Below are 20,812 nucleotides of genomic sequence, written 5' to 3'. Positions count from 1 at the left end.
GTTTTGAGGTTGCTAAATTTTTTTAAACTCCTCTTGTTTTTCAAGATTTGCTTTGGCTAATGTATAGGTAGGGCGAGTACAGCTAAACCCGAGATCCCGCAGCAAATCCAATACTCCACGATCAGTGTACTTGATTCCAAACTGACGCTGAATCCATTCAGCGACTAATGGACAGGTCCAATTCATCTCGGCAGGAAAGCCTACATCCTCGGGTCTTTGTTTATAATTTTAGCAATATGAATAATTTTGTGACCTTCCAAGTAAAGCTTAACTGCTTGATACCTTTCAAACATACGACGATTCTTAGTTGATTTCATCGCATTAGTTACATCTTGTATTTGACTTTCAAGTTTATTCATTCAAGCACCTTTTCTTTTAGTAGTATGGATACATAAAATATACCATATCTATCCAAAAGAAAATAGGGGTTACGATGAATTGTTTAACACGTTATATATAGTGAGAAGGTCCTTAAGAAAATAGGGCAATATTGGTAGTTAGACGGAAAAGTAGTAGTGGGGGAGATAGATGAAGAATGGAAGGCAACGCCTCATTCACTTTGAACGCTATGATGGCGATGGCCCATGTGGCTTTTACTGCGGATATCATGACCTGACAGACTTTTCTCAAGAGGAAGAACGTGAATTTGACGAGTGTCAAGCAGTACTGTTTGGGCCTCATATGCCATTTTATAGGGAATTTGAATTCTTTTTTACTCGTTACGGATTTAAGAGACACAAACGGCTTATTCGTCTGCTGATAAAGGCGACCGGTGATGGGTACCGTGTACGCTGTTACCGTGAATGGAGCAACAACCGGGACATTGCGTATCAAGACAAGGAACAGGTCGCACTTTATACTGGCAATAAACGATGCATTGGTCATGTGCGGCGCAAGATGATAGCTCGGGCAGGAAAGATAAGAGGTAAGCAAATGTTGAGTAATAAAGGGGTGAAAGGGTAGATATGTATGAGAATTACATTTGAAAAGCAGAAAAACGGGGCGCTGATTTATATTTATTTTCGAGATTTTGATGGCATTATTGTAAGTACACTTACTAATGTTACAGGAAACTTACTTTTGGATGCTAATAATCGTTGGATTGGTGTGGAAGTTGGTAATACTGTGCACGGGGGGACGATAAGACTGCCCCGAATGAAGCAGCCTTATTTTGTACAAGAAAAGGAAAGCTTTTCTCAGGATGAAGGAATAATAACAGCTATCTTCGATACAAATATCCAGGTGGCTAAGAGAGAAGCAATTGAATGCAATGTTGATTTCAATGATGTCAATGGATTACAGGGTATAGAAATCATAGCGGACACTTTTGACGCTGCGATGGACGTTGCTAACCGATTATAAAATGAAAGCTTTGATTTACTGGATCAGTAATGGGCGGCAGGTGTTATATTACAGCACTATATCCTGCGGTTTTGTTTAAAATACTTTGTTATTCCCGAAATCCAAAATTCCGTAAAACCTTTGGAGCGGGCCTTTTCAAAGAAGAAGGATGGAAAATTGCCACTGTAAGAAAGAGTTGGATACATATAACTGATTTTGCAGGTTTATGCATAAGTTCCCATGTATAAATTGCATAAACGCGCGGAACAAAAGCCAGGAGCCCCGCAAACTAGCGCGACTACTGAGTTTTGTGGTTTATGGAAGCGCATTTATCGGACTGCCTCATTATTCTTAATTTGTCAAGTACTTTTATCTGACTTTTATCCCAATGATAGGTGTTTGACATTGCTTGAGATAAAGGGGCGAACCTTTACGTAAAATTCCATTTTGTGTATTTCCCTTCACGAAGGACACCCTTGCTGTTTAGTTAATGGTTCCGACTACTAAGCCCATAACGGATTTTTACCGCCTAGCTACTGCTCACGTCGAACTAAATATAACTTTTACGTTTATGTAAATACTTATATTTAATTATGTGTTAAATAATGGAAATTATTGACTTTTTTGATGTTTGTAGTATCATGTTAGATATAAATGAGTATAATATGATATAAAAAGTATCAAATATATTATTCGTTTACTACTAAACAATACTAAAGAGAAAAGAAGGAGGGGCCAGCGATGAAAAAAATATCAACGGAGCTTCTTGCATCTACTGTAGCATCTAAAAGACAAGAACTAAAACTTACGAAAGAAAAACTTGGTGATTTAACAGGGATAAATCGTCTACAGATTGCAAAAATAGAGGACCAAAAATTTATGCCCTCGTTACCACAGCTAGAAAGGTTAGCTGAAGTATTAAATTTTTCAATTTCTAACTTATTTACAGAAGAAACAAAAGAAGATGTTTTTCTTGCCCTTAGAGGTAATGCAAAGACTGAAGAAGAAAAACAGGGCGTAGAAAAAATGATTTCTATGATGCTATGTTTACGTAAGCATGAATTATTAAGGAAGCATAGACATGGATAATCCAGAAAAAAACCTTAGTAAACAAGATCTCTTTAAAATAGCTGAACTTGCTACAGCAAAAAGACGCTTCTTTGATATCGGTATGTCTCCTATAGGTGATAATATATTCAAGATTATCAACAAAGAAGGAATCTATTTAATTAACTTGCCGATAGAAATAGATGAAACTACCGATTCATATTTTTCGGCGATGTATGTATCTATTAGGGAAGGTTCAGAGTATATTTCATTCATTGGCTTAAATACAGCAGATTATTATGATAAACAGATATTTGCTCTTGCTCATGAATTGTATCATCATTATGAAAAAAATGAGATGCACATATGTCGTATATCCGATGATATTTCCCAACTTTATGAAATGAAAGCAAATAGATTTGCCGCTGAATTTTTACTTCCTACTGAAAAGCTAGAAATTGAGATTAAAGAAGTAAATTACGGGGAGGGCAACTTAAAGGATTGGAATCATAGTGCTTTGCTTAGATTTGTTGCGAGATTGCATTGTGAGTACCGCCTTCCTTACCGTGCTATTGTACGAAGATTAGATGAGATTCAGGCCATTTATAAAGAACAATATGAGCAATTAATACAGGTAGATGCACGAAATGAAGATAGTGTATATTATCAAATTGGCTGCGCTATAAAACCGGAAATTTTTAGACATTTAAATACAAAAACCAGACTCTTTGGGACGGATGGAATTAATTTAGAAAAAATGGTTCGGAATTACGATGATGGCATTATATCAATATCAGAACTTGCAGACGCACTTAATTTGTTCCGCAAAAAACTTTCGGATTTTGGTATAGAAGATCAAATCGACGATGAAGACCTAGAGGAATTCCGAGAGTTTTTGGAGGAATAGTTGTTATGAAACTAAACCAAGTTCTTAAAACTCAAAATCCGTCTATAGCTATGCTTCTTAGTAATCCGAATATGCCCATTATTGCTGATGCTAATATCTTTATTCCACCAGACCGCAGCAAAGTCAATAGTAAAGTTCCCGCTTGGAAGTTTGAACCTTTCAGGGATATATGGCTCTTGCCTATTATAAAGACTTTTCCTAATATTTGTATGCATGAGGCTGTATATAATGAAGTTCTAGGTTCATCCAGGGTTTTTGTTGATGCTGAAATGGCAAAAATACCACCTACTATCAAAATGTTAAGAGATACTGATCTAACTGAAATTGAAATGGCATATAGAAATACAATTGAACCCAAGATAGCAAAATATACAGAATATAATCCTACATTGGATAATGCAAGTGACCGGGGCGAAGTAAAAAGCCTCGCATATATGGCTACTAAAAGCCTAATTTATTTTTGCTCACGTGATGCCAGAGCATTACGATTGATAGAAGAAGCTGAGCAATTGGAAACTAGCTTAGATGATATTTCATCAGTTAGGGCCTTTGAAATAATACATTTATTAATACGGTATGGCAATGGAGTTCAAGAGAATCTCCGTAGTTTATATAAATATTTGTATTATATAACAAAAACTGACAAAGAATGTAATCCTTCATGGGATGAATTTAACAATATAATGAATCAACTTTACCCAGAAATAAATAGGGCTGAAAAATGAATCTTCAGCCCTATTTTTATCATCCAGCTATGTGATAGCCGGTGCTTTCTTTGCTTTGTCAACTATAAGTAGTAAAGCACAACTGGTGTAAGAAGGAGGCGCTATTATGGCAATGTATGTTTATAAAGATGTCTTCAGAAAAGAAAAAGTATTGGCAAGAAATGCTCAAAAACAGGACAAAGGTACTCGCTTCTATTGTCCTAATCTTCGATGTGATGCTCATATGTATATACGACATAAAGAAGGAGTCTCTGTGGTGCACTTTTCTGCAATTCCTTCTCATCCACATATCAAAGGCTGCCCACATGGAGCTTCAAATGGATTCAACCCTAATAATTATAATGAAGATAAATTTGAATTTGGCAGTGCGCTATCGGCTTTAACAATGCAAAGCCAACCGCAGCGTAAAAAAGAAACATCTGGAGAGCATGGTAGTGGCATGGTAACACCAAAACCACCACGTACATTACATCAGATATATTCTATGTGTAGAGCCTATGACTGCGCTGATACATATAATGGGATAACAATTGGTCAAATGCTACTGGATAACAGGAGCATTTATATGTACCCTAAAGGCGTATTCGGTTGGAGAATAATAGAAGGGAAATGCAAAAGACCACATTTTTACGACGCAACTAAACAGGAAATTTTCTTGACTGCTTCTACTGACGGAGAAGAATATACTTTTATTTTAAAGTTTAGTGAAGAAGCCCTATTTAAGGCAATCAAGGATAATATTTTCCAAAATAAAAAATATACCATAGTTGTAGCTGGCAAGTGGAGTAGTTCGGGAACTTTTAATGTATTCTGTTGTACACTTTCAAGTAAAAAACAATTAGCAATAATAAAATAGTTCGTTTATATATTATTGCAATATGGTGAAATTTACCTAAAAGATAAAGTAGTAATAAATCTAACCTGTGTTTTCTTTTAACTTGTTATGTTAACACGATGCATGTTGAGAGCGTTGCGTTGATAGAACGAAAACTCCAGTAATAGTAAGGGTTCGCAGGTTTTGATAAATTTAAAAGTGTGTTTTTATGTTCGCATAGACGTTGAAAATGGAACGAACGTTTGTTGGGGGTCGACACCTCTGACACGAGAATATACAAATACACGAATATAAGAGGTATTTTGCGAGAATGTAACCGGATAATCTGGAAATAAAATGCCGTTACCAATTGACATGTGAAACTGTCAAGGTAATGGCATTTTTGAGGATTATATTTAATGGCCTTCTAGTAAGCCAAGGTTAGTGGCGTCGACAATTGTAGAAATTTACAATGTAGGAGATTAAGTCTGCTGGCCGAAGTTCGCCGGCTTTTGATGTCTATTTTGGCAATTTTACTGCACACAATAGTCGGTAGGTAACATCGGGAAGTACAATAATGCTTTGGTCCGCGAGAATATGGATTGAAGCATTTTTGAAGTTAAAGAACTCTTACGAAGGAGTTTGGTACAATAAATAATTACATGAATTTTAAAGGAGTTTTGTGTAAAAGTATGGAAGATTATAGGGAAACAACCTCCCTAGAATTACATGTTACCGTGGTTATTTTACGTCGAGTATGTATCAAGTATTGTTGCTGGAGTGCATACTTTTGGAGCTAATATAAGAATAAAACGGGATTCATTAAGCACGATGAACACATACATTGCTGACGAATAAACATATCAAGTGGCTAAAGGAGAATGGCATGGATGCAAAAATTAAAATAGCAGAAGCTTTTTCACAGGGTGAGTATGCCTCTTTCCTCGAATACTGTAATGTCTGTAATTACATATTTCTTGATGAGTTAACGTCTGTTGATTTTGTTGCATTCAAAGCGAAATACAATGCAGATGTTTCTTTTGTAAAGCAATTAAAGAGGAATGTTTACGATTTTGAAAGCGGTGTCATACCGTTGCATCAAGATGGTATACCAAAGCCGGTTGCTCTGGAAGCAGCGGCTACTTTTTCGACTGATGAAAAAGTAGATTTGCTTAGCGATGATAACGGAACATTCAACTCTATCATTGAAGGAAAACCTCACTATGAAGAGGAGAATTCAGATTTTACAATAACAAATGATAAAGTTAAGTTTACTGCGACTGTAGAGAAAGTAATGGTTGGAACCTTGGAGCCACTTTTAGATAGCGTACATCCTGTATCTAAAGCATATGACCGAGTGCCTTGGGTTGACAGCATTCATGGGCTGAATCTTTCTGCCAGGGCTACTAATGCGCTCATTAAAGGCGGTATTAAAACTGTCTTACAATTACTGGAATTAGATCGGGAAAAATTATCGCAAATTCGCAATCTTGGAGCAAAGAGTATAGATGAAATTTTAGCCAAGATTGTTGAACTGGAGAGACAGCATTTTTCCGTCAGTCTTGTCGATGATTTCGATAGTGCAAAGGGGAAAATATTTTTGTCTCCGGAATGTAGAAGTATTATCGAAACAATCTTGCTAGGTGAAAATGATGATGGTGCGCGTAAAAACTTATCCTCAGAGGAGCAGAAAATCGTAAAAAATGTAGTGAATGCTATTGATTGCATTGGATGCGAATTTTCATTGGAAATATATACAAATTCAAGCAGGGTTATTCCGCTTATAGCATCGTTAGAAGAATTTAGTACAGCATATGAGAGAGAAAAAAAGCTTTTTGAAGTTTATGATTTGATTCCTTATTATAGGCGCAGTTATATGCTGAGCAATTATATTAAAGCATTCACATCGACGGGGGCAAAAACTGCGCATGCGGTATTGAAACCATTTTTGCAGCCACAGATAAAAGTTTCAGACTTGAAAAAATTGTTTAGCGAAGTATGTAAAGAGAAAAATAGTGAAGCGGCAATGAGTGTTTTACTGCAATTGCTACAAACAGATTTTAGACAGGTGCTTACTACCGCTTTGGGGAATATGATCCCGAAATATGAAAAACCGTTTTCTATCCTTTGTAGACGTTGCGCTGGATTATCGCTGGAGTCTATTGCGATTGAATTTGGATTAACCAGAGAACGTATTCGCCAAATCGAAAAAAAGGCAATGACTGTATTGCATGCGAATATCGCACAAACGGGTATTGATCCACTTATGTTCATATGCGCGGATAGAAATGGGGATACCGTTTTAACAATTCAAGAAATAACCGATTATATTGGCGATTCTTCCAAAACGGAATTATTTAAATATTTTTTACAGAAATACAATAGTAGTAATTCATTTGTATATGACTCAGATAGAAAGTTGTTTCATTTAAAAAATATGGTATATAATGCAGATCGGGTAGAACAATTTGTTTCTGATCTTCCGCAGATAATTTTTTGTAATAAATTAGCAACTCTACTTTCTTCCGTTAGCTCACAGGTTGGAGTTCCGCTGGAAATTCTGCAAACAGAATTTAAAAGAAAGTATAGTTTTAGTGGGCAAGTATGGTATAGGGGAAGATTAACGGTATCACTAATGTGCGAGGTAATCTTAAAAACATATTACCCTGCAGGAATAAAACTTTACGATGAGGATGAAGAAAACCGTTTTAGAGAAAAAGTTAAAGAAGTGTTTGGAAATGTAAAATTTTCAAACAATATACGGGCGTTTTGCGCACGTCTTGCAGATGTCGCGGTGCTTTGTGACCGGGGAATGTATATCCACCCTTCATATATTCAGATTCCGGACGGGCTTGTTCAAAAGATAGACGATTATATTTCGGGCAGTGAGCGTATTGCAATTTCATTTCATGAGTTGTTTGAGAGATTTAAGGAAGAACTTTTGCTTTCTTCTAATGTTAGCAATCACTATTTTTTGCAGGGCATCTTGCATTATCGTTTGAAGGATAAATATTACTTTACCCGAGATTTAATCTCAAAAGAAAAAGACGCAAAATTTGGGGCTGAACTAGAAGTATTCATTCGTGAACGAGGCGAAGTTCATAAAAATGAAATTCTTTCCGAGTTCCCGGGGATTAGCGACATTATGCTTTCCATGAAAGTAAATGGGAGCAAATCCATCATCGGGTTAGACAATGGCCAGTATATGCATTCAGACTTACTGAATTTGCAGGAAGAGGACTACACTATCAGAGAGATTATTGAAACTGAGGCTAAAAATCTACCGGTATCTTCCCGCAAGCTGTTGGATCTCTTATGGATAACACATGCAGATTTTTTGACGAGAAACGAGGTCTCCACTCACAGCAAATTGTTCGGAATTTTGCAGTATATGTTTGAAGACGAATTTTCTTTTTCACGACCATATATTGCAAAATTGGGTACAACAGATGAAATAACGAATTTGACGGTCATAAAACAGCATTTGCAGGATTATGATAGGCTATCAGTTTCTGAGTTGATGGGTATATGTACGGAAAACCATTTGCAATTTTTATCTATTCGCGGATTGATTAGGCAATTGAATAATGATTTTTTGCGTATAAACAGCGAGATGCTTATACGCATAGACGATAGCGTATTAACTGATGAGACATTACATGAAATAGAAAACATGATTTTGGAAGGATTTTCTTGTAAGGGATATATTGTTGCGAGCAGAATCGATAATTATATTTTTTATCCGGACATTGGAGTTTCGTGGAATGCGTTCTTGCTGCGGAGCATCGTTGAGAAGTATTTTTCTGAAGAAATTCGAATTGTTGATATGCCAACGACTGATACTTTTGCAATGAATACAGTTTTTGTGGATCCAACGATGGATGTAGACAACTATGAAGATCTTTTGCGTAGTGTGTTGAAGTCAGAACATAATAGGGATCCATTTTTATCCATAGATGACGTTTTAAACTGGCTTCAGGGCGAGAAATTGATTTTAGGTGAGCCACCCAAATGCCTAACTGACGGAAGAGTGGTTTGCAGGGATGAGTATAGAGAAATCATAATAAAGTAATCCGGTAGGTGAAGCTTGCACATGCCGTTATTGGTGCTGGAAGAGGTTTTACTTGATACCTACTTCAGAATCAGGGGTATTGAGAATTAAGTATTAAGAAAATTGTATATTGAAGAGCTTAGCACCAATATGAAAAGCCTTCGTTTTTTCCAGGGTTGAGGGGGAATCTGGAATTTCGCAACATGGCAGGCATGATGTTAAATGTAGTTACATAGTAGAAGAAGCAGCACTCCAGGCAGCAGTAATATGATAATTTAAGGACGGTATGGAATGTATAATTATATTTGGGATCAGGAGACAGGTGGATATTTACTGGATACAAAGATAACCGGTGTTATCAAAGAAGTGCGTCCTGTGTTTAAAGAAGAACTACAATTATTAGGATTCGACAAGCAGTTTGGCTGGAAGCTTCCGGCTGTTGATGTACCTTTAATGTGGGCAGAAGGAAGGAAATATATTTATTTTGGGGATTGCATTGGCGAAGCAGTTGGTGGTAGTTTGTATGATCTACCTATGCTAAAGGCTAGTGTAACTGATATGGAAATTCAGCCGGTAGACATTGGCACAATGGTTGAAAAGAACAAGGTGCTAATGATTGGGCTAATTCAGAAGACGCTACGGTTTATTTATGATACTTATAAGGCATATCAGAAAAAGGCGGATATTATTTACGTTGCTTTTAGTGGGGGAAAAGACTCTATAGTGATGCTCGACTTGGTGCAGAGGGCTTTGCCGCATGACGGTTTTGAAGTAGTGTTTGCAGATACGACAATGGAACTTAGTGATACATATAATTCTGTACATCGAGCGCAAAATGAATGGCCTGATCTCCGTTGGCACACAGCTAAATCACATTTTAATGCTCCTAATAGCTGGATGAAAATAGGACCACCAGCGGAAAAATTACGTTGGTGCTGCAGCGTTCATAAAACAGTACCGCAAGTCTTGCTCATAAAAAAACTTGTTGGTAAAAATAGGTTTAAAACTTTAGTTTTTGTAGGAGTGAGAGCAGAAGAAAGTGAAAGTCGATCGAATTATGAACATATATCTGATTCAAAAAAACATATAATGCAAACTAGTTGCTGTCCGATTCTTGAATGGAACACGAGTGAATTGTTTTTATATATGTTTCAAAATGATTTGTTTTTAAATGATGCATATAAAAAAGGGTTAACAAGGGCAGGATGTGTTTTTTGTCCAATGTCATCGAAATGGTCATTTTTTATAAACAGTAAAATTCAATCTAGACAAGTAGAAAAGTATGTAGATGTTTTAAGTAAACTACTTACGATAGACTTTAAATCATCGACTGCTTTTGAAAAATACTTCAATGAACGTAATTGGAAATTGCGATTAAATGGACGCGATATTTCTATTGGAAGTAACAAATTGATTCAAGTAAATGATAATGGATATACAGAGCTTTTGTTAATAAATCCAAATTCGGATTACTATCAGTGGCTTTCAACAATTGGACCGATTTTTCAAATGGCTGATAACCATTTGCAACTTGAATATAAAAACACAATATTGAATATTGAACTCATTAAGGATAATGGTAATATCAAATTACGATTTAAGACGCCTCTTCAAAATGTTGAAACAATCAGATTGATGTATTTATTGAAAAATGCTTTAAATAAAGCGGCATACTGTGTCGGATGTAAGGTATGCATTGCGGAATGTCCTATTGGGGCAATTAATATGGATAGTGGTTGCAATATAACAGTAAAGGGATGTCAACATTGCGAATACTGCTTAGATAGAAATAAAGGGTGTATTGTTGCACAATCACTAACTTTGCCGGTTGGAGGAAGTAGGATGAACAATTTAGCTGCGTATCAGACGCGAGGATTTAGACAAGATTGGCTTGAGCTTTTTTTTGATATGGGCATGGGGACGGACTTTTGGGATAATAAAAGAATGGGGAAGAACATGTTCCTAGCTTTTAAAGCATGGATGAAGGATGCAGAGCTGATTGATGGATTATCACCTACTGCTATTTGTAAAAATTTATATAACATAGGAAGCGATGATTTTGCTACTTGGGGCATTATCTACAATAATTTGGCATACAATTCGGCACTAATTAATTGGTTTGTGAACAAAATAGAGCCATTCCAGCGCTATGATAATGATTCTTTGCGGATTATGTTAGGTGATAGTTATACAGACTCTGTTAAAAATAGTGCCATTAAGTCACTAAAGGAAACAATGAAGGCTTCGCCGATTGGATGGGGTCTTAAAATGGCAGAATGTCAGATGAAGGGAAAGTCTGTAGTTTCTATTACAAAGGGGGCATGGTCCAATCCGGAACCATTAACTATTCTTTACAGTCTTTATAAATTCGCGGAAAAATCCGACCAGCTTTACAGTTTTACATTATCCGACTTATTTAATGACGGTGTCAATCACGGTGGAATCAGTCCCGCTAAGCTGTATAATTTAGATCGGGAAACCTGCAAGCAGATTGTTGAAGGACTCGCTAGGGATTACAGCAACTTTATCAAGGTCAACTTCAACAAGGACATGATGGAAGACATTTATTTAGTAAGCGAAAAGACATCGCTTGATGTTATGGCTTTATTTTAAGGGGGATCAGTGATGACCAGGAAATATGAAGAATTTATTAGCGTTGATGCTGACTTCATACCTGTTTTCAGTGAACACAGTGACAAGAAGTTTCCGAATAAGTGGAAGTCTTTTTATCCTCATGACAGTTTTAAATCTATTATCTCGCAGTTGGCAGATACATTGGAAAAAGGAAGTGTTAGCAAGGATTTGCCCATTTGGATGCACGGGGCTTATGGTACGGGTAAAACTTTTGCTTCTTTTGTAATCAAGCATATTTTAGAAGACGATCTAAGGGATGTCGAGGCATACTTTGCGGCTAATAATATGCAATCTTTGTATGCAAGAATTGCCGGTGTGCGCAATTGTGGCAAAATCTTGGTGGTGCATCGCAGCTCTTCTGCTAGCGTGGTAGGAGACAACAGGTTGTTTAATTGCATCATTGAGTCCATTAAGAGTGCTTTAACAAAAGGTGGATATACATATCGGGGCGGCAAAAGCCAGTATGATAATATTTTAAGCACGTTAAAGGATCCGTCAGCCTCATTTAACTTTGCTAATGCCTTTGAAAAACATAAGAAAAAATTTGAAGGTTATGCAGATGCTGATAGTGTTATTCATGATTTAGAAGAACTTGGAATTGATGATTCGATGGATCTTTTGGAAACCATTGTAGAAGTATCTGAACTTGAGCATTATAATTGGTCCTCTTCGTACGACGATGTCATCAACTGGATTGATGATGTGGTAAAAGGGAACAATCTATACGCTATTGTATTTATATGGGATGAATTTACCGAGTTTTTTAAGAACAACCAGAACAATATTACTGGCTTGCAGGAAATCGCACAGGCTTCATCGAGAATTAACTTTTATTTTTTTCTGATCACCCACAGCGGTACTCAAATTATCAATGACCAGAAGGCAAAGAAAATTATTGAGGCCAGGTTTAAAATCAGATCAATTGATATGGCGGAAGCAACTGCTTTTAAACTGATGGGACAGGCCATCAAACATGACCCCGATCTGAGTAGCGAATGGGGTAAGTTGTCCGATGATTTATGGGGACGCGTTGAGAGAGTGACAAAAAGCACCATTGTTTATTATGCTAAAGACACGAATGAAGCTGAACTGCAGAACCTTTTGCCCCTGCATCCATACGCTGCCTATTTGCTGAAAGTTATTTCCAAAGAAATCAGTTCCAATCAGCGTACGATGTTTCAATTTCTTAGCGGTGATTATCAGGATGGCGATTCGGAGAAAAGTAATTTCAGATGGTTTATCAAAAATCATGACAATGCAATGGGCGGATGGAATTATTTGACTGCTGATTATATTTGGGACTACTTTTTTACATCGGATAATGTTGACTTGAATGATGTATTCAAGTCGGCCATTGCTCAGTATGACAATTATGTTTCCGTTTGTGGCGGTGACGAAGATAAGCAAAGAGTTTTGAAGGTTGCCCTACTGCTCTCTGCAATTCAACAAAAAAACGGAACCGGACGTGTACAAGGCCAATCCGCTTTACTGCGAGCAACCCTGAACAATATTTCTACTGCTTTTGTTGGCACTCTGATTCAAACTTTGATTGCAAGTATAATGACAGAATTTGTTTCCAAGGGCATATTTTCTACCATACAGGAAAACAATGATACCCTCTACATTCCACCGGTAGGAAATGTTGACCAAGAACGTTTGGATAAACTAAAGGACGACGTCAAAAGACAGATATCATTTGAAAAAATATTGGCAGATTCTGCGAATAACGTGGCTGAGCAGTTTATGCCGGATGGCTATTTGAAGTATCGCTACCAGAAGTATCTTGTAACACCAAGCAGCTATAAAAACGATTTGGATCATGCAAAAAGCATTGGATCCCATCTAATTCCTGTGTTTTACATTTTTGCACAAAACGATGCTGAACAGGCGCAATGTAAAAATATCATTGATAAGATTCAAAATGATGTCGGCAGAAATGTCGTATTAGTGGATTTTTCCTCCACTCCATTTACTGATGCGGCATATGAAAAATTTTTGCTTTCCAAGACCGACGAACGTTACTATGGTGAGGACAGCAATCAAGGAAAGCTTGCAAGGCAAAATGCTGCTAATGTAATTGCTGATTGGAAAAGAAAGCTGTCAGTGACACGTATTGATATTTATCCGCAGAACGATGGTCAGCCTAACCAGGTGCAAGGGGGAGGCAATTTGCGCAAGAAACTAAAAGAATTTAACGCGCATTGGTTTGGCTGCGGGTTGGAGGAAATTTCAATAAACGATAAGCTATTCGCGCCTTCCGGGTTTAAGGATACGGTAGCACAGATGGCGATGAATCGATTGGCGATTTCAAACAATTACAGCTATTTAAAGCAGATTTCTACTAAACTTACGAATGAAAACATTTGGGCAAATCCAGATTATGTATCGTCTTTGCCAAACCATTCGGTTTCAAAGATGAAAAAGTGTATTATGGATACGATTGAGACATCTTTCCGGAAAAATAGTATGGTGGCCATTACCGATATCTGGAGTGCACTGCAACAGCCGCCATTTGGTTTGCTTAGTTGTACGGGCGCAGTATTTCTGCTTGGTTTTTTACTAAAGGAATATGCTGATGGAACCTATTATAAGTTCGACGGTGCCAACACAGTTGCTTTGAATCATACGGATCTAAGCGATTTGATTTTTTCTGTAGTTAAGGGACAGCCAAAGGCAAACGGACAGTTTATTGTTAAGCAGACACCGGAACATGTTGAGTTTTGTCATATCACAGGTAATGTTTTCAAGATAGCAAAAGACAAGCAAAATTCAATTCAGGATGTAGCAAAAAATATCAATCTCTTCCTGCGCAATAATGAATATCCCCTTTGGTCACTGAAACGTTATATTGCCAACGAATTGGATGATGAGGATATGTGCGATGAATTCGTGCATGCCATTCGTTTGTACTGTGAACTGATTTCTCCCAACAAGATGGCCGGGCGCGATACTAATAAAATTGCCGAAGATCTTTATGCGCTGTACAAGCGAAACGCAGGTATTGATAGCAGATTGGAAGAAATAGTTCGTGTGGAAAATATGAAAACCGGTATGGAGTATTATATCGCTGCCTATAAACCGGAATTAATTCAGGTTATTAAACGCCTTGGAGTACAAAGTCAAGAACTCTTAATTGCGCTGAATAAAAAGATGTCGGCTGATTCTTCATATCTGTGGGATATTGGTGATACCAATCATCAGATTGATAATCTATTTTTAGATTATACGCTGATTGATACATTAAACCGTATTTTAGCAGAAAAACAAGTGTCATTTGAAGCGGCATTTCAGGCAGTAGAGAAAAAATTGAATATCGTTAAGTTGCCGGATGCTTTGCTTACAGAAATGCGTCCTGATTTAAAAGAGATATTTCGAAGCCTTTATGCAATTCGTAACAGATCTATCAACAACAAGGCAGAAATCATCAAACAAATTTCCCGGCAGGCAGATGCCTTTAACACATTTTTTGCAAACCAAATGGATGTTTTTTCTGCTTCACTACGGAAGCATATCGGAGATATCTCCGCCGATGAGATGAGTTACCTATTTGCTCAAGCAGAATCAAAGTCCCTGTTCAAGATGCCGGACGAGTTTATTTTGAATATGACCAATAGGCTTAAATCCTTCCGGAAAGATAAAAAAATTAATCGGCTGTATCAACTGTGGCAGGATACGACCGGTTGTACATCACCAGCGGAATGGTCTAAGCAGGAAAAGATTCCGATCCTTTGTTTGTTTGAAGGTTCTTATGAAATTGCCCGGAAAACATTTGAGTTGCTAAACCGTACAAGAAATGCTCAGTCAGAAGCCGAAATTGACGATGGAATTGCATTTATTAGCAGAGATGTGCCGAAAATTATAAATAATTCGAACCGATACAATCAAATATTTAGGACGTTTTTCTGTGGAGAGTATGCTTATATCATTGATGATATCGAGGAACTAAAGGATGCGTTTGTTTCGACCGTTGGCGGGGATGCCTATAGCTGGGTAAGCAATAGAACTGCTACCAATGAATGCGTCAGGAAGTTGGCGGAAAGCAAGTATCAGAATACTTACAGGCAAAAGGTTGTAGATAAAATTTGTAGCCTGTCTCCGGACGAGGCGCAGAAATTGTTAGTGGAACTTATTGAGGATAAGCCACTGGTTGGTATTAACATTCTCAAAGGTTAAGGTGGTGAATGATATGCAAAAGTTCAGCGATTTTTCTTCATTTGTTGATTTCATAAATGTGGATGCAAAAACGGCAGATTTTAATCCTGTACGCTTTATTAATGTTGAAACAATGAGCATGTGGGCGCAGGTAAAATCACTTTTGACAACAAATTCGCAAAAAATTATTAAACTGTCTGAGTTTTGTCAAAACGATGATATAGCTCCAAATATAAATCAATTAAAGAAAGCAATTCGGTTGACGAACGATTCTTCACTAGTGATGCCTCTTTCTGAATATTTTCGCATCAACCGTCCTATTGCCAGCAAGGTGATCAATGATATTTTGCATGCCAACTTTGAGTATAACAGCGACGGCAAATTGAGAGTTTACATTCTGCTTTATAGGATGAAAGATGTTTTGACCAATGTTCAGCTTAACCCCAAGGAGACAAAGACGGTCTTATATATTAATGAAGGTTTGGAAAGCGATTACTCGTTGACGATTGTACAGAAAAGCCTTGATATATCAATTTATGGAAACGAAATTGATGGGTTCAAGAAATATTTGGTTTATTGGGAGCAAAATCCGGATAAGCCGATTATTCTTCGCACACAGAATGCAATTAATTATACAGACATTGTTTTTTCTGATAATGTTGTGGTTATTGTCAGTGCTTATGATTTGCTCCATCAATATTATAGAATGACTAATGAGTTGACAAAGGACTTAGGCTCTGAGAGACAATGGCAGAAATTTGCTTCTGAATATAGCAAAACGAAGAATTTGGATTTAACGATTTGCACGTTGTTGCCGGCATCCCAGTACAGCGACAATCTGTTTGAATATTGGGACACTTATGATGATTTTAGGAAATGGTTACTATGGCTATGGACTAGGCTACAAACAAAAAACGAGTATTTAAAAATGGTTTCTACCGCCGCAAAATCTGTCGCCGAATTTGAAAAAAATATTTTTGATAGTATCATAACCCTATTGGGTAATCCACGTTATGAGGAGTTTTACAACGAGCGCAAAGTCTTGCTGCAGGCCATGAAACTGCCTGTTACCTCTTCGAGAATCAATATTTTTTTACAATTAGATCCTGTGAGCCGGATGAGATGTCTGACAAACCGGACGAAAGAAGAAAAACAGGCTATTTTACAATGCCTTTCTGAAGCAGTTGATTTTGGAACAGCTGAGCGAGTATTGCACTTTGTTTATCCTCTGGCTTTTGAATATCTGCAATATATCGGTTTTAGGGACGCTGTACTGGAAGAATACTTTAAAGCATACCGTAGATGTAAAATTAGGAATAAAGGTGATGATGCCTTTATTGATATGGTCAGTAGCATTGCACAGGAGCAAGGAGAAAAATTTTGGATTTTACCATCAAGAAATGTACTAGTTGATCAGTTGTATGATGATAATACAATCATTTTGTTTGTAGATTCTTTGGGTGCTGAATATGTAAGCGCATTGCGAAGCTGTTTTGATGAGGATATATACGATATTGATGTCCATTTCGGTCATAGTAATTTGCCGTCCACGACCAGACGGAATAGCGACTTTTGGCGCGGTAAAAATCATGCAATACCGTATTATGATTTGGATAGATGGAAGCATTCGAACTGTACATATCCGCAAAGCATTGTGCAAGAACTGGAATATATTCAAGAAATAAAATACAATGTTGAGATGTTGCTGGCTGAAAATGATAACGTGCTGATTGCTGCGGATCATGGTTCGAGCAGGCTGGCTGTTTTATGTCGAGGAAGATCTGTTGATGTTGATGAAACTGCTGATAAATACAAATACGGCAGATACTGCGCTGAAGCTAAAGGCAACTATTCTGCGTTGCAAGGATGCATCCGATATGATGAGGATGAGGAAAGCTATTGGATTTTTGCTAATTATGATCATTTTAAGCAAAAAGGCGCACCTGTATGTGAAATCCATGGCGGCGCTTCCCTTGAGGAAATGATTGTACCGGTCATTTGCGTTAGTAAGAAGAGGGGCAAAAAGCAGGCTATCGTACTGACGGTATTGACTCCTACTATAAGACTCCCAGTTGATAGGAAAATTTTGGTTCGTTTTAAGTCTAATCAGAAACTCAAGAACGCTATGATAGTAGTAGATAATGAGCACATTAGCTGTAGCTTTGCCGATGGTAATTATACATTCGAACAGATTATTGTAGATAGCAAAACAGAATATGTTGCTAAAGTTGTTTCTAACAATCGGATTATTGGAAAGGTGCACTATCAAGTAACACGTGGCATGCAAAAAAGTGCTAAGTTTGATATATGACGGAGGCTTTTATGGAAAGTAAGACTGTAGAACAAAAATTGAAACAGTGTTTTGGAGACATGCTAGTCTTTAAAAGTCCCGATAATGGAAAATTTTTTTCGGCGTTGAGCCTTCCTTCTTTTATGCGCGACTGGCTTGTTATGCGTTTTGCCGATGAAAGCGGCCAAGTTGATAAGGAAGAAGTATCAGCTTATGTAAGAAAAACAATTCCTCAAAAAGAACAATGGAAACAGCTTCAATTTGAAATGCTGCACAATTATCAATCCGTGAGATTCCTGGCGAAAATTAAAATTGATTTTGATACTGCTACAAGAGCAGCATTTTTTAGCCTGTCAGATTTTGGTGTTCCTGGGTCAAAGGGTGAAGCTGTTGCAGATTGGGATGTTATAGAGCAGAACAAGGAATATTTACTTGCTCCAAATGAAGTTTGGGGTATTGTTGAGCTTGTCTGCGAAGAAACAGAAGAAAAGCGCAATCAAAGTATCCTTAAGCTGGTTGATTTTATACCATTTTGTCCGTATCAAATCGACATTGATTATTATTGTGAGGCTCGTAAACAGTTCACAATCGAAGAATGGATTGACATTTTGTTAAGCGCAATTGATTATAATCCTGCAGGATATGTGAGTATAACACAAAAGCTGACCATGTTGAGCCGCTTGCTTCCGTTTGTAGAAAAGAGAGTGAATTTGATTGAATTGGCTCCCAAGGGAACCGGAAAATCTTATTTGTTTTCTCAGATTAGCAAATATGGCTGGCTAGTTAGTGGTGGCAGCATTTCACGTGCAAAAATGTTTTACGATATTAGCAAACGTAATCCGGGGCTTGCTTCACACTATGACTATGTGGCCTTTGACGAAATTCAGAGTATTAAATTTACCGACAAAAGCGAAATGCAGGGTGCGCTGAAAGGCTATCTTGAAAGCGGTGAATATCGCGTTGGTGACTATAAGGGCGTTGGAGATTCGGGCTTAGTTCTTCTTGGGAATATTGATATTTGTTTAATGAACACAAACACAAATATGTTTGTTAATTTACCCGATATATTCCATGAATCTGCGTTGATAGATCGTTTTCATGGTTTTATCAAAGGTTGGGATATCCCACGGATGAAAGAAAGCCTCAAGGTTAACGGATGGGCACTGAATGTGGAATATTTCAGCGAAATTATGCATATTCTGCGTGGCGAACTCCTTTATCGAGGGGTTGTTGATGAGCTGTTGGTGTTGCCTAAAAACGCGGATACCCGTGACACAGAAGCTATCAAACGAATTTGTACTGCGTTTATGAAGCTGCTTTTTCCTCATGTTCGTAAAACAGAAGACATTAATAAAGAGAAATTTATTAAATATTGCTTAGATCCAGCAATGGAAATGCGCAGAGTTATAAAAGCTCAATTAGGAATTATTGATTCCGAATTTCTTGGTAAGAACATTCCTGAAATTACAGTGGTGGATAATAATGAAGAAAAATAATTGCATGTATTGTGAGGCTGAATTATCGAAGGATATCAAAGCATTAAATAAAAAGTTTTTGGGGCGTAATATTCAACAATTCATGTGCGTGACATGCTTGGCTGATTTTATGGGCTGTTCAGAAGAAGATCTTCTTATAAAAATTGAAGAGTTTAAAGAGCAAGGCTGTACGCTGTTTTTGTAGCTTTTGTTGAATTTTATGTATAGGTGCACCGCATGGCGCAGAACTTACATGTTTCGGCGGCATACCAGATACCCCCATTTCGGCACAGTGTCGAGTTAATAAACTGGCCCCCTTGAATCCACTTGAATAAAGGGGGTTAAAAGATGACATGCTGAAAGTGCGAGAATTTTTAAGAATGAAACGGGAAGCAGGATATCCGAGATGTGGCAAGTTCAGCATTTGCAAATCAACCATTATTGCATGTAAGGAAGGCAATGTATCAATAACTGGTAGGGACAAAATCCAGACAGGCTAAAGAAAGCAAGTAGACGGTTCTTAACTTGCCGATGGACATCGGGACAGGTTCCTTGTCCCGATAAGATGAGTAAAGGCACGGATATTTGACCCCATTTTGGCTCAGATTTCCAATCGCATCCGTTAGACACGTCGCTTATATCATTTTTTTAGAGATAAGCCAAAACTCAAAACTCGAAAGTCACCTAAAAAGCAATGGAGGACACAAAGGAACGATTCATTCTGTTTCCTTGCATTGTGGTGGGTTAACCATATTGATTATGATTCTTGCCAAGCGTGTGTCCCTCATCCATCCCGCAACAGACATTGAAAAAAATAAATAATCCCCTGTGGCTACACATTGTAAGCCTGGCCAGTTGCGCTAGTAAGCCAGGCAGGGGGGGCGGACCGGCCACGGCGGTCAAACGCCGTCACGTCCCGTGCAAACGGGCCTGCCGGCAGCAAGGGAACCGCGAACTGCGTTGCGGAGAAAATAAAAAATGCCGCTTCATTTATGAAGGCGGCGCTTGTGATCAAAAATCGTCAAACAGAAATATTTTCTTTTTTCGATTTGGCAAAATATGCCATAATATTCGTACAGACTGTCGGGGGAACGGTTGGTCACACCCTTTTTAGAAGGGGGGTGGTAATGTGTCAGCATTTGAGGCAATGTACTTAATGATCGCATTCGCAACACTTGTTGTGCTCATGATAAAACCGAAATAACCGCTCCCAAGCCAAGGTTTGCGGTTATTTCCTAATAATCTTCAAATCGGGCTAACCGTTTCCGGTTAGGCAGTCTGTGGGGGCTGGCGTGCTTGCAACACGTCAGTCCTTTTCTTATATTATACCCATTGGAATAAAAATATGCAACCGGTCAGGAAAAATCCTGTCTGTT

14 protein-coding genes are annotated in these 20,812 nt (G+C 37.7%); 13 read left to right on the top strand and 1 reads right to left on the bottom strand.

All coding sequences use genetic code 11. The features are described 5' to 3' along the window. Positions 1–12: 12 nt before the first annotated feature. Positions 13–186: a helix-turn-helix domain-containing protein gene (locus tag BLR65_RS16370; protein WP_093795262.1), complete on the bottom strand. Its 174-nt coding sequence runs from the start codon at positions 184–186 to the stop codon at positions 13–15. 342 nt (positions 187–528) lie between these two features. On the opposite strand from BLR65_RS16370, the gene BLR65_RS16365 reads away from it, so the two are divergent. The 13 genes from BLR65_RS16365 (at position 529) to BLR65_RS31630 (ending at position 20,640) form a co-directional block, all read left to right on the top strand. Next, positions 529–963, top strand: a complete 435-nt coding sequence (locus BLR65_RS16365; RefSeq protein WP_093795261.1) for a hypothetical protein — start codon at positions 529–531, stop codon at positions 961–963. A 6-nt stretch (positions 964–969) separates the two neighbouring features. Then, complete coding sequence (locus tag BLR65_RS16360) at positions 970–1,362, top strand: hypothetical protein (protein ID WP_093795260.1); 393 nt, start codon at positions 970–972, stop codon at positions 1,360–1,362. 720 nt (positions 1,363–2,082) lie between these two features. Beyond that, positions 2,083–2,430: a helix-turn-helix transcriptional regulator gene (locus BLR65_RS16355; RefSeq protein WP_093795259.1), complete on the top strand. Its 348-nt coding sequence runs from the start codon at positions 2,083–2,085 to the stop codon at positions 2,428–2,430. Continuing rightward, a complete protein-coding gene (locus tag BLR65_RS16350) occupies positions 2,423–3,295 on the top strand; it encodes an ImmA/IrrE family metallo-endopeptidase (protein WP_093795258.1) in 873 nt (290 codons plus the stop codon). Before BLR65_RS16355 ends, BLR65_RS16350 begins: the two co-directional genes overlap by 8 nt. A 5-nt stretch (positions 3,296–3,300) precedes the next feature. Next, complete coding sequence (locus tag BLR65_RS16345; RefSeq protein ID WP_093795257.1) at positions 3,301–4,020, top strand: hypothetical protein; 720 nt, start codon at positions 3,301–3,303, stop codon at positions 4,018–4,020. Positions 4,021–4,126: 106 nt separating this feature from the next. Further along, positions 4,127–4,876, top strand: coding sequence for a hypothetical protein (locus BLR65_RS16340; protein WP_093795256.1), 750 nt, complete (start codon positions 4,127–4,129; stop codon positions 4,874–4,876). 844 nt (positions 4,877–5,720) lie between these two features. Beyond that, on the top strand, positions 5,721–8,906 hold the full coding sequence (locus BLR65_RS16335; RefSeq protein WP_093795255.1) for a DNA-directed RNA polymerase subunit alpha C-terminal domain-containing protein: 3,186 nt from the start codon (positions 5,721–5,723) through the stop codon (positions 8,904–8,906). Positions 8,907–9,176: 270 nt separating this feature from the next. Then, positions 9,177–11,498 carry a phosphoadenosine phosphosulfate reductase domain-containing protein gene (locus BLR65_RS16330; protein WP_093795254.1) on the top strand — a complete coding sequence of 774 codons (2,322 nt, stop codon included), beginning with the start codon at positions 9,177–9,179 and terminating at the stop codon, positions 11,496–11,498. Between the two features lie 12 nt (positions 11,499–11,510). Further along, entirely contained in the window at positions 11,511–15,692 is a 4,182-nt protein-coding gene (locus BLR65_RS16325) for a hypothetical protein (RefSeq protein ID WP_093795253.1), read from the top strand. Positions 15,693–15,705: 13 nt separating this feature from the next. After that, positions 15,706–17,982 (top strand): BREX-4 system phosphatase PglZ, encoded by a 2,277-nt coding sequence (gene pglZ / locus BLR65_RS16320; RefSeq protein WP_093795252.1) that lies wholly within the window; start codon positions 15,706–15,708, stop codon positions 17,980–17,982. An 11-nt stretch (positions 17,983–17,993) separates the two neighbouring features. Next, entirely contained in the window at positions 17,994–19,457 is a 1,464-nt protein-coding gene (gene brxL, locus BLR65_RS16315; protein ID WP_211285281.1) for a BREX system Lon protease-like protein BrxL, read from the top strand. Then, positions 19,444–19,641 carry a hypothetical protein gene (locus tag BLR65_RS16310; protein WP_093795250.1) on the top strand — a complete coding sequence of 66 codons (198 nt, stop codon included), beginning with the start codon at positions 19,444–19,446 and terminating at the stop codon, positions 19,639–19,641. Before brxL ends, BLR65_RS16310 begins: the two co-directional genes overlap by 14 nt. 924 nt (positions 19,642–20,565) lie before the next feature. Next, positions 20,566–20,640, top strand: a complete 75-nt coding sequence (locus BLR65_RS31630) for a putative holin-like toxin (RefSeq protein ID WP_342741396.1) — start codon at positions 20,566–20,568, stop codon at positions 20,638–20,640. Positions 20,641–20,812 lie beyond the last annotated feature (172 nt).

It is taken from the genome of Sporomusa acidovorans, assembly GCF_900101845.1.
Lineage (GTDB): Bacteria > Bacillota > Negativicutes > Sporomusales > Sporomusaceae > Sporomusa > Sporomusa acidovorans.
Note: the sequence above shows the minus strand (reverse complement) of the source record. Positions and strands in the feature narration are given on the sequence as shown.